Raw genomic sequence first — 10616 nt, 5'->3', positions numbered from 1 at the left:
CCGGTGCCCGATCCGGGCGCCCTGCTGGCACGTATGGGCTTCGCCGCCGAGGAGATCGCCGGCTGGCGGCAGGCCGGGGTGATCGGCGGCGAGGCCGGGGCATGAGGCGCGGTCGGGACGTCATGGGCAAGCGAGGCGTGCGAGGGAGAGAGGCATGATGAGGCGCGGACCATGCTGAGCCCGGTCGGCTTCGTCCTCGCCTCCGGCGCGCTGACCTTCGGCGTGCCGCTGGTGATCGCGCTGCGCGAACTGGCGACCATGCGCCCACCCCGCCCCTGGGGCGGCCCACCCCCTTCCCCCGACCCGATCCCGGTCCCCCCGCAAGGCGGCCCGGACGAGGACCGCAACCCCCTCCCCGACTGCCTGATCCCGAAACTGCCGCCACGGACGCCGGTGCGGGTGTTGGAGTTGGTGGATTAGGGGGCGATCGTGCGTGCATGGGTGGTGGGAGCCGTCGCGATCCTGCGTCCGCTGGGCGGCTGTGTCGGGTCGCAGATGCGTGCTCAGCAACCGGCCGTGCAAAATTCAGTCGAGAGCTTCAAGGCCGCGTCGAGGGCGTGTCGAGATTAGGTTCCGACGTCAGCCTAAATGCATGTCCAGACGGACGCGATGAGTCGCGCCGTACGTCGAGACGCGGACACCGCGGGACTCATCAGCGACATGCGGAGCGCGTCACCAATCACGGCAATCTGCTCGGCAAGCGGCAGCTTCGCGTCATGCAACGGCATCTCCGGCACGACGGCGTGGCGGGCCGGATCGAGGCCCGCGTCCAGCAGCATAGCCAGGCGCACGATGAGGCGCTGATGCGCCACACTGCCGCCCGTCATCGGGATCAGGCGGGCGCCGACATACTCATGCCGCCCCTCCTGGGTGGCTTCCCAGGCGAGGAAGGGTCTCGACGCCGTCGCCGGCAGGCCGCGCAGCGGTGCGGACGTCGTTCATTGATGCTATTCCAGCACCGGAGGCGATCAGCGCACCGCCCGCCTGATCGCCCCGATATTTTCCGCATACGCCGCCCGCCCGCCCTTGAAGACGGCGGAGCCGGCGACCAGGACGTCGGCGCCGGCCTCGGTGCAGGCGCGGGCGGTCTCGTGGGTTACGCCGCCGTCGACTTCCAGGTGGATCGGGCGGGTGCCGATCATGCGGCGGAGCGTTCGTATCTTCTCCACCTGCGACGGGATGAACGCCTGCCCGCCGAAGCCGGGGTTGACCGTCATCACCAGGATGAGGTCGAGCCGGTCCAGCACGTATTCGACGGCGTCCGGCGGCGTCGCCGGGCACAGCACCGCGCCGGCCTTCTTGCCCAGCGCGCGGATGCGCTGGAGCGAGCGGTCGAGATGCGGCCCGGCCTCCACATGCACGCTGATGATGTCGGACCCGGCCTCGGCGAAGGCGTCGAGATAGGGGTCGGCGGGCTCGATCATCAGGTGGACGTCGATCACCCGGTCGGTGTGCGGGCGCAGCGCGCGCACGACGTTCGGCCCCATGGTGATGTTGGGCACGAAATGCCCGTCCATCACGTCCACGTGGATCCAGTCCGCGCCCGCCGCGATTACGTCCGCCACCTCCTCGCCCAGCCGGGCGAAGTCGGCCGACAGGATCGAGGGGGCGATCAGGGTGTCAGCCATGGTCCACTTCTCCGTCCGCTTCGCGCGCCTGATCGAAGACGCGGCTGGCGAGAATATCCGGTGCGTGGATTTCCACCAGATCGGCGTCGCTGACCGGCCGGTCCGACTGTTCGAACAGCCGGTTGGCCTGGCGCAGCCGGGCGCGGTCCAGCGCGTTGCGGATCGACCGCGCGTTGGCGAAATGCGACTGGCCCCGCCGCGCCGGGATATAGCGCGCGAGCGCCGCCCGCGCCTCGTCCGTCAGACGGTAGTTCTGCTTCTTCAGCATGATCTCCCCGATTTGCAGCAACTCCTCGTCGGAGTAGTCGGGGAAGTCGATATGGTGGGCGACACGGCTGCGGAAGCCCGGGTTCGTGGTGAAGAACCGGTCCATGCGGTCGGCATAGCCCGCGAGGATGACGACGAGGTCCTCGCGCTGGTTCTCCATCACCTGCAGCAGGATCTCGATCGCCTCCTGCCCATAGTCACGCTCGTTCTCCGGCCGGTAGAGGTAATACGCCTCGTCGATGAACAGCACGCCGCCCATCGCCTTCTTCAGCACCTCCTTCGTCTTGGGCGCGGTGTGGCCGATATACTGCCCCACCAGATCGTCGCGCGTGACGGACACCAGATGCCCCTTACGCACGAAGCCGAGCGAGTGGAGGATGCTCGCCATGCGCATCGCGACGGTGGTCTTGCCCGTGCCCGGATTGCCGGTGAAGGACATGTGCAGGGTCGGCGGCTCCGCCGCGAGGCCGCGGGTGCGGCGCAGCTTCTCGACCAGCAACAGGGCCGCGATCTCGCGGATGCGCTGCTTGACCGGCCGCAGGCCGAGCAACTCCTCGTCCAGTTCCTCCAGCACGCGGCTGATGCCGCTGTCGCGGAACTCCGCGCGCAGGTCGATCGGGCCATGCCCGGCGGACGCCGCGGTGCCGGGCGCTTGCGCGCCCGGCGTGTCGGTGTGATCGGCCATGACCGCGCTCAGTCGTACCGGCTGCCCGCCGGCCGGTCGGTGGCATAGGCGCGGGTGGTGTAGCGTATCTGCCGGCCGTCGATCTCCTGCCGCTCCAGCATGAAGCCGGGCTCGTTCTCCGGCCGGTTGACGATGAAGGAGATGCGCAGGCTCTCCCACCCGTGCGTCGAGTCGAACGCGCTGATGCGGACATACTTGCCGCTATGCACCTTGCGGCACTCCGTCAGCTCCATCATCACGCCGGCCGCGTCGCGGACGTCGAACATCGGCAGGCCCCACATCTCCCAGTAGGTGTTGCGGGGATGCGGGTCGTCGGTGAACTCGATGTTCACCGCCCAGCCGTTGTCGATGCAGTACTGCACCTGCCGGCGGATCTGGTCGTCGGTCAGGTCGGGCAGGAACGAGAACGTCCCCTGGGTCAAGCGCATTGTTCTGTCCTCCCGTTCAGGAAACGCTGACCGACGGCGCGAAGTCCGGCGTGTCGGTCGAGGCATAGTTGAAGGTGACGTCCTTCCACACGTCGAGCGCCTGCTTCAGCGGCAGGCAGTGCTTGGCGGCGGCGGTGAGGATCTCCGGCCCCTCGGCCAGATAGTCGCGGCCCTCGTTGCGGGCCATGATCATCGCTTCCAGCGCCACGCGGTTGGCGATGGCGCCGGCCTCGATGCCCATCGGGTGGCCGATGGTGCCGCCGCCGAACTGCAGCACCACGTCCTCGCCCAGATGGTCGAGCAGCTGGTGCATCTGGCCGGCATGGATGCCGCCCGACGCGACCGGCATGACGCGGCGCAGGCTCGCCCAATGCTGTTCGAAGAACAGACCGTTCTGCAGCGCCTGCGGGTTATGGTCCTCGCGGCAGACGTCGTAATAGCCGCGCGTCGTCGCCGGGTCGCCTTCCAGCTTGCCGACCACGGTGCCGGCATGGATGTGATCGACGCCCGCGAGGCGCATCCACTTGGCGATGACGCGAAACGACACGCCATGCGTCTTCTGCCGCGTATAGGTCGAATGGCCGGCGCGATGCAGATGCAGGATCATGTCGTTGCGCCGCGCCCATTTGCTCATGGACTGGATCGCGGTGTAGCCGATCACCAGGTCGATCATGATGATGGTCGAGCCGAGCGACTTGGCGAACTCGGCGCGCTCGTACATGTCCTCCATCGTCGCGGCGGTGACGTTGAGATATGTCCCCTTGATCTCGCCGGTCGCCGCCTGCGCGCGGTTCACCGCCTCCATGCAGTACAGGTAACGGTCGCGCCAGTGCATGAAGGGCTGGCTGTTGATGTTCTCGTCGTCCTTGGTGAAGTCGAGCCCGCCCTTCAGCGCCTCGTACACCACGCGGCCGTAGTTGCGGCCCGACAGGCCGAGCTTCGGCTTCACGGTCGCGCCCAGCAGCGGGCGGCCGAACTTGTCCAGACGCTCGCGCTCCACCACGATGCCGGTCGGCGGGCCGTCGAACGTCTTCACATAGGCGACCGGCATCCGCATGTCCTCGAGCCGCAGCGCCTTGAGCGGCTTGAAGCCGAACACGTTGCCGATGACGGACGCCGACAGGTTGGCGATCGAGCCCGGCTCGAACAGGTCGAGGTCATAGGCGATATAGGCGAAGAAGCTGCCGGGGGCATTCGGCACCGGATCGACGCGGTAGCACTTCGCGCGGTATTTCTCGCAGGCCGTCAGGCGGTCGGTCCACACCACCGTCCACGTCGCGGTGGAGCTTTCGCCGGCGACGGCGGCCGAGGCCTCGATCTCGTCCACGCCGTCCTGCGGCGTGACCCGGAAGCAGCAGATGACGTCGGTGTCCTTGGGCTGATAGTCGGGCTCCCAATAGCCCATGCGGCGGTACTGGAGCACGCCGGCGGCGTAGCGCTCCTTACCCTTCATCGTGCCGGCTCCGTCATTCACGTCCATGTCGTCGTCTCCCTGAATTCTCGGCTGTGTCGGTTCAAGCGGCGGCAGCGACCGCGGCGCGGGGGGCGAGGCTGCCGTTCGCGTAGCGTTTGGCCATGCCGGCGAGCGGCACCGGGCGGATGCGGGTCGCGTGGCCCGCGGTGCCGAACGCCTCGAAGCGTTCGCGGCACAGCGCCTCCAGCGCGGCCATCGCCGGCTGCAGGAACTTGCGCGGGTCGAACTCGGCGCGCTTCTCGGTCGCGACGCGGCGGAACTGCGCGGCCATGGCGAGGCGGCAATCGGTGTCGATGTTGACCTTGCGCACGCCGTATTTGATGCCGGTCTGGATCTCCTCGATCGGCACGCCCCAGGTCTGCGGCATCTCGCCGCCCGCCGCGTTGAACGCCTCCTGCAGGTCCTGCGGCACCGACGACGAGCCGTGCATGACCATGTGCAGGCCGGGCATGCGCTCGTTGATCGCGCGGATGACATGCATCGCCAGGATGTCGCCGTCCGGCTTGCGGCTGAACTTATAGGCGCCGTGGCTGGTGCCCATGGCGATCGCCAGCGCATCGACGCCGGTGTCGCGCACGAAGGCGACGGCGCTGTCGGGATCGGTGAGCAGCTGGTCGTGCGACAGCTTGCCCTCGGCGCCGTGCCCGTCCTCGGCCTCGCCCTCGCCCGTCTCGAGACTGCCCAGCACGCCGAGCTCGCCCTCCACCGATACGCCGACGCGATGCGCCATCTCGGTCACGCGGCGGGTGATGTCGAGGTTGTAGTCGTAATCGGCCGGCGTCTTCATGTCGGCCTTCAGCGAGCCGTCCATCATCACGCTGGTGAAGCCGATCTGGATCGCCGAGAGACACGTCGTCTCGTCGTTGCCGTGATCCTGATGCAGGCAGATCGGGATCTGCGGATACATCGCCTCCGCCGCCTCGACCATCTTCGTCAGCATGATGTCGCCGGCATAGGAACGGGCGCCGCGCGAGGCCTGCAGGATCACCGGCGCGTCCACCGCGGCTGCGGCGTTCATGATCGCCAGCACCTGTTCCATGTTGTTGATGTTGAACGCCGGGACGCCGTAGCCATGCTCGGCCGCGTCGTCCAGCAACTGCCGCAGGGTGATGCGGGCCATGGTCGCTCCTCTCGGTTTCTCTAAAGCGCCCGCCGGCGCCGGTCGACGAGCTGCAGGATGATCGGCGTCAGGATCAGCTGCATCGCCAGATCCATCTTGTTGCCCGGTATGACGATCGAATTGGCGCGCGACATGAAGCTGCCGCCGATCATCTGCAACAGGTAGGGAAAGTCGATGCCGCGCGGGGTCTTAAAACGGATCACCACCATCGATTCGTCGGGCGTCGGTATCCAGCGGGCGATGAAGGGATCGGACGTATCGACCAGCGGCACGCGCTGGAAGTTGATGTCCGTCAGCGCGAATTGCGGGCAGATGACGTGCACGTAGTCGGGCATGCGGCGGAGGATCGTATCCATCACCGCCTCGGTCGAATAGTTGCGGGTGGCACGGTCGCGGTGGATCTTCTGGATCCACTCCAGGTTGATGACCGGCACCACGCCGATCTTCACGTCGGCATGGCGGGCCAGATCGACCTTGTCGTTGACCACGCAGCCGTGCAGCCCCTCATAGAACAGCACGTCCGTATCGGCCGGCAGCGGCTCCCATGCCGTGAAGGTGCCGGGCGGGCTGCCATAGGCGGCGGCCTCCTTCGCATCGTGGACATAGTGGCGGTGCTGCCCCGACCCGGTGCGGCCATATTCCTCGAACAGCGTCTCCAGCTCCTCAAGCAGGTTCGCCTCGGGGCCGAAATGGCTGAAATGGTGGTTGCCCCGCTGCTCTTCCTCCGCCATGCGCTCGCGCATCTCGACGCGGTCATAGCGGTGGAACGCATCACCCTCGATGAAGGCCGGGCGGACGTTCTCGCGCCGGAAGATCTGGTCGAACACGTTGCGTATGGACGTGGTGCCCGCGCCGGACGAGCCGGTGACGGAAATGATCGGATGGCGGGCCGACATCAGCGGGGCCGACGCCGCGCGGCGTCGCGCCCGGCCGGATAACGCGCATCCGGGGCATGCGACGCCCGGTTGTCCTGATCCTGGTCGCTGGCCGATGCCATCATTGCCATCGTGCCCGTCCTCCCACCCTGCGGTGCTCGCCGGCAACCGTGCTGCCGACCGCCCGTCTTTGATGACATGACCATCGGGCCCGGACGTTCATCAGTAAAGTTGAATTAAATGACGATAGGGTTCAGCATCGCTTAAACATGGTCATGCGCAACGTCACGCTTCGTCAGCTCCGCATGCTGGCCGCCGTGGTGCGGCACGGCTCCGTCACCGCGGCGGCCCAGGCAATGGCGGTCACCGCGCCGGCGATCACCATGCAGCTCCGGCAGTTGCAGGACGACGTGGGGCTGGCGCTCATCGAACGCTCGCCGGGCGGCATGACACCGACGGCGGCGGGGCTGGAGATGACGCGCGCACTCACGCGCATCGACGCGGCGCTCGAGGAATGCAAGGCGACGCTTGCCGGATTCCGCGACGCGGCGCATGGCGCGGTCTCGGTCGGCGTCGTCAGCACGGCCAAGTATTTCGCGCCCCGCGCCCTCGCCGGCTTCCGCCGCCTGCATCCCGGCATCGAGATGAAGCTCACCGTCGGCAACCGCGCGGCGATCGTGGAGGCGCTGCGCCGCCACGACATCGACGTGGCCGTCACCGGCCGTCCGCCCGAGGAACTGCCGATGGAGGCGGACGTGATCGGCGAACATCCGCATGTGGTGATCGCCCCGCCCGATCATCCGCTGGTCTTCCAGCGCCGGATCGACCCGGCCGAGCTGGCCGGCGAGACGTTCCTGATGCGCGAGCCGGCGAGCGGCAGCCGGCAGCTGATGGAACGCTTCTTCGCCGAGGCGGGAATCACCGTACGCATGGGTATGCAGATCGACAGCAACGAGACGATCAAGCAGGCGGTGATCGCCGGACTCGGCATCGCCTTCATCTCCGCCCACACGATCGAGGCGGAGGTCGGCACCCGCCGGCTGATCGTGCTCGACATCCAGGGCCTGCCGCTGCGCCGGCAATGGTTCGCCGTGCATCTGCGCGACCGGCCGCTGATGCCGGCGGCGCATCTGCTGCAGCAATTCCTCACGCGCGAGGGCCGGCGCTACTTGCCTGGTCTGGTCGAGACGATATAGTTAGCATATTGGCCAAGTTGCTTTTTGATCTTTACGTTTGGAACCGGGCGCCTGTAAAACCTTTGCAGCCTTACAACGGCTGCCGCCCGCGACCCGCCTGACAGGTGCGTTGACCTCGTGGTTAATGCGCCATTCCGCCACGGTGCAGGTCGACAACAGAAACGATCCGCCAAACGACGGACAGCAGGAGGGACGAGTCCATGAGCGAGCAGACGCCCATGAGCCAGCACGCGCCGGGGGCCGATCCGCTGCCCGCACCGCCCCGCGCCCTGCGGGAGGCTTCTTCCGACCCCGTCTTCACCATCAGCGGCCCGCCGCGCGGCGGCATGCCCGTCACCATGGTGGCCCTGCCGGCCGCGGCGCAGATCGCCGACACGGCCGCGCCCGTGTTCACCATCAGCGGCCCCGGCCGCGCCGCCGACGACCGGCTGCGCGCGCTGGAGGCACGGTGCGACGCGCTGCAGTCGCAGATCATCCGCCTCGGCCGCGCCTGAGACCAGCTACCTCCGCCGATCCGTCCCCCGGGCGGCGGCGGCGCGCGGCTTCACGTCCACCCCTCCACCCGCTACGCAGAGATCCATGAACACGACGGAAAAAACGGGGACCACCCCGACGGGCGGCGCACGTCTGATGGACGGCACCGCCGAGGCCGCGCGCCTGCGCGGCGAGGTGCGCAGCGGCGTCGCCGCCTATGCGGAACGGCACGGCAGCACGCCCGGCCTCGCCGTGGTGCTGGTCGGCGAGGATCCGGCGAGCGGCGTCTATGTGCGTACCAAGATGCGCCAGGCGGCCGAAGTCGGCATCCGCTCGATCGAGCATCGGCTGCCCGCCGACACGACGCAGGACGCGCTGCTGGCGCTGCTCGACACGCTGAACGCGCGCACCGACGTGCACGGCATCCTCGTGCAGCTGCCGCTGCCGTCCCATATCGCGACCGACGCGGTCCTGGAACGCGTGCGGCCGGAGAAGGACGTGGACGGGTTCCATCCCGTCAACGCCGGGCTGCTGGCGATCGGCAAGCCCGCCTTGGTGCCCTGCACGCCGGCCGGGTCGATGCGGCTGATCCGCGCCGTGGAGCCCAACCTGCGCGGCGCCCGCGCGGTGGTGGTCGGGCGGTCGACGATCGTCGGGCGGCCGATGGCGCAGCTGCTGCTGATGGCCGACTGCACGGTGACGATCGCGCATAGCGGCACCCGCGATCTCCCGGCGCTGTGCCGGGAGGCGGACGTGCTGGTCGCCGCGATCGGCCGGCCGCATTTCGTCAAGGGCGACTGGATCAAGCCCGGCGCGATCGTGGTGGATGTCGGCATCAACCGCATCGCCGGCGACGGCGGCAAGCCGCGGCTGGTGGGCGATGTCGACACGGATGCGGCGATGTCCGTCGCGGGCGCGATCACCCCGGTGCCGGGCGGCGTCGGCCCGATGACCGTCGCGATGCTGCTCGCCAACGCCTTGCGCTGCGCGGAGCTGCTGGCGGGCGGGAAGTAACCGGGTCGATAACGAAACCGCCGCGCCGAAACGCCCGGCGCGGCGGCGGGGCGTCTCGGGTGCTCAGTCGATGCCGATCATCACGTCGGACGCCTTGATCACCGCATAGGCATCCTTGCCGGCGGCAAGGCCGAGGGCGGCGACCGACTCGTTGGTGATGGCGGCGGTCAGCGTCATGCCGCCCACCTCGATCTCCACGTGCGAGGTCGTCGCCCCCTTGTGGACGGCGGTGATCTTGCCCTTGAGCTGGTTGCGCGCGCTGATCTTCATGTCGAACTCCTGGTTGCGGCTTCAGGCGTGGACGATGGCGCAATGCCCCTCGGCCACCGGGCGGCTCGCCTGGTCGGCCGGGATCGTCGCCACGACGTCGTAGAGATCCCAGTCGCCCTTGCTCTCCGACGGCTTCTTGACGCGGAACAGATAGGCCGGCTGGATCTTGCGTCCGTCGGCGCGGATATAGCCCTTGCCGAACGCGTCGTCGTCGGTGGGCATCTCCTTCATCTTCACCACCGTCCGGGCGCCGGACTGCTTCGCCGCCGCGACGCCCATGGCCGCCGCGACCTTGCAGTAATGGATCGTCGCGGCATAGGTGCCCGCCTGCTCCATGTTCGGCCGCCAGTCGGCGCGGCGCTTGAGCATGCGGTCGGAAAACGCCCGCGTCCGGTCGTTGAGGTCCCAGTAGAAGCTCTCGCTGAGTACCAGTCCCTGCGCCGTCTCGAGCCCGAGCGCGTGGACGCTGGTGATGAACATCAGCATCGCGGCGATCGTCATGGTCTTGGTCAGGCCGAACTCATGCGCCTGCTTGATGCAGTTGACCGTGTCCTGGCCGGCATTGCCGAGGCCGAGGACCTGCGCCCCGCTCGACTGCGCCTGCACCAGATACGACGAGAAATCCGCCGTGCCGGGAAACGGATAGGCGGCGGAGCCCACCACCTTGCCATGCGCCGCGTCGATCAGCGCCGTCGCGTCCTTCTCCAGCACGTGGCCGAACACGTAGTCCGCCACCAGGAAGAACCAGTTCTTCAGCCCCTGCTCCACAAGCGCGCCGCCCGTGACACGCGCGAGCATGTAGGTGTCGAACGTCCAGTGCACCGTGTTCGGGCTGCATTTCGACCCGGTCAGCTGATCGGTCGCGGCGCCGGTGACCAGGAACACCTTGTCCTTCTCGCGGCAGACGCTGGCGACCGCGAGGCCGACGCCGCTGTTCGGCACGTCCAGTATCGCGTCCACGCCGCCGCGGTCGAACCATTCGCGCGCGATCGACGCGCCCACGTCGGGCTTGTTCTGGTGGTCGCCGGAGACGATCTCCACTTTCATGCCGGGATGCGCGGCCATCGCCTCGGCCGCCGCCTGCTCGGCGCAGATGACGCTGCCGCGCCCGCTCACGTCGGCATACGGGCCGGACAGGTCGGTCAGCACGCCGAGGCGCAGCACCGGCGCGTCGGCCGCCCGCGC

13 protein-coding genes are annotated in these 10616 nt (G+C 68.3%); 4 read left to right on the top strand and 9 right to left on the bottom strand.

Annotated elements, in window-relative coordinates; genetic code table 11:
- Positions 1-171: 171 nt before the first annotated feature.
- Positions 172-420 (top strand): hypothetical protein, encoded by a 249-nt coding sequence (locus tag B8460_RS09085; protein ID WP_048861273.1) that lies wholly within the window; start codon positions 172-174, stop codon positions 418-420.
- A 164-nt stretch (positions 421-584) separates the two neighbouring features.
- On the opposite strand, the gene B8460_RS09080 is transcribed toward B8460_RS09085, so the two are convergent.
- The 7 genes from B8460_RS09080 to B8460_RS09050 form a co-directional block, all read right to left on the bottom strand.
- Entirely contained in the window at positions 585-827 is a 243-nt protein-coding gene (locus B8460_RS09080; protein ID WP_048861272.1) for a hypothetical protein, read from the bottom strand.
- 141 nt (positions 828-968) lie between these two features.
- Positions 969-1628 (bottom strand): ribulose-phosphate 3-epimerase, encoded by a 660-nt coding sequence (gene rpe / locus B8460_RS09075; protein WP_048861271.1) that lies wholly within the window; start codon positions 1626-1628, stop codon positions 969-971.
- Entirely contained in the window at positions 1621-2580 is a 960-nt protein-coding gene (cbbX, locus tag B8460_RS09070) for a CbbX protein (RefSeq protein ID WP_048861270.1), read from the bottom strand. The genes rpe and cbbX overlap by 8 nt, the downstream gene beginning before the upstream one ends.
- 8 nt (positions 2581-2588) lie before the next feature.
- Positions 2589-3008, bottom strand: coding sequence for a ribulose bisphosphate carboxylase small subunit (locus B8460_RS09065; protein ID WP_048861269.1), 420 nt, complete (start codon positions 3006-3008; stop codon positions 2589-2591).
- A 16-nt stretch (positions 3009-3024) separates the two neighbouring features.
- The gene (locus tag B8460_RS09060; protein ID WP_199445591.1) at positions 3025-4488 is read right to left on the bottom strand and encodes a form I ribulose bisphosphate carboxylase large subunit; all 1464 of its coding nucleotides are present in this window, start codon (positions 4486-4488) and stop codon (positions 3025-3027) included.
- Between the two features lie 34 nt (positions 4489-4522).
- Positions 4523-5602 (bottom strand): class II fructose-bisphosphate aldolase, encoded by a 1080-nt coding sequence (gene fba / locus B8460_RS09055; protein WP_048861268.1) that lies wholly within the window; start codon positions 5600-5602, stop codon positions 4523-4525.
- Between the two features lie 20 nt (positions 5603-5622).
- On the bottom strand, positions 5623-6498 hold the full coding sequence (locus B8460_RS09050; RefSeq protein WP_048861267.1) for a phosphoribulokinase: 876 nt from the start codon (positions 6496-6498) through the stop codon (positions 5623-5625).
- 248 nt (positions 6499-6746) lie between these two features.
- Between B8460_RS09050 and B8460_RS09045 the strand changes: the two genes are divergently transcribed.
- The 3 genes from B8460_RS09045 (at position 6747) to folD (ending at position 9161) form a co-directional block, all read left to right on the top strand.
- On the top strand, positions 6747-7673 hold the full coding sequence (locus tag B8460_RS09045; RefSeq protein WP_241771157.1) for a LysR family transcriptional regulator: 927 nt from the start codon (positions 6747-6749) through the stop codon (positions 7671-7673).
- A 200-nt stretch (positions 7674-7873) separates the two neighbouring features.
- Complete coding sequence (locus tag B8460_RS09040) at positions 7874-8167, top strand: hypothetical protein (protein WP_048861266.1); 294 nt, start codon at positions 7874-7876, stop codon at positions 8165-8167.
- Positions 8168-8252: 85 nt separating this feature from the next.
- The gene (gene folD, locus B8460_RS09035) at positions 8253-9161 is read left to right on the top strand and encodes a bifunctional methylenetetrahydrofolate dehydrogenase/methenyltetrahydrofolate cyclohydrolase FolD (protein ID WP_048861265.1); all 909 of its coding nucleotides are present in this window, start codon (positions 8253-8255) and stop codon (positions 9159-9161) included.
- Between the two features lie 63 nt (positions 9162-9224).
- Here folD and B8460_RS09030 read toward each other — a convergent pair whose 3' ends face one another.
- Together B8460_RS09030 and B8460_RS09025 are read right to left on the bottom strand one after the other, a co-directional pair.
- Entirely contained in the window at positions 9225-9431 is a 207-nt protein-coding gene (locus tag B8460_RS09030; protein ID WP_048861264.1) for a TOBE domain-containing protein, read from the bottom strand.
- 21 nt (positions 9432-9452) lie between these two features.
- The coding region (locus B8460_RS09025; RefSeq protein WP_048861263.1) for an ABC transporter substrate-binding protein at positions 9453-10616 on the bottom strand (1164 nt) is incomplete at its 5' end.

Source organism: Acidisphaera rubrifaciens HS-AP3 (assembly GCF_000964365.1).
Taxonomy (GTDB): domain Bacteria; phylum Pseudomonadota; class Alphaproteobacteria; order Acetobacterales; family Acetobacteraceae; genus Acidisphaera; species Acidisphaera rubrifaciens.
The sequence above is the reverse complement of the archived record's forward strand: the minus strand, read 5'-3'. Positions and strand labels throughout refer to the sequence as shown.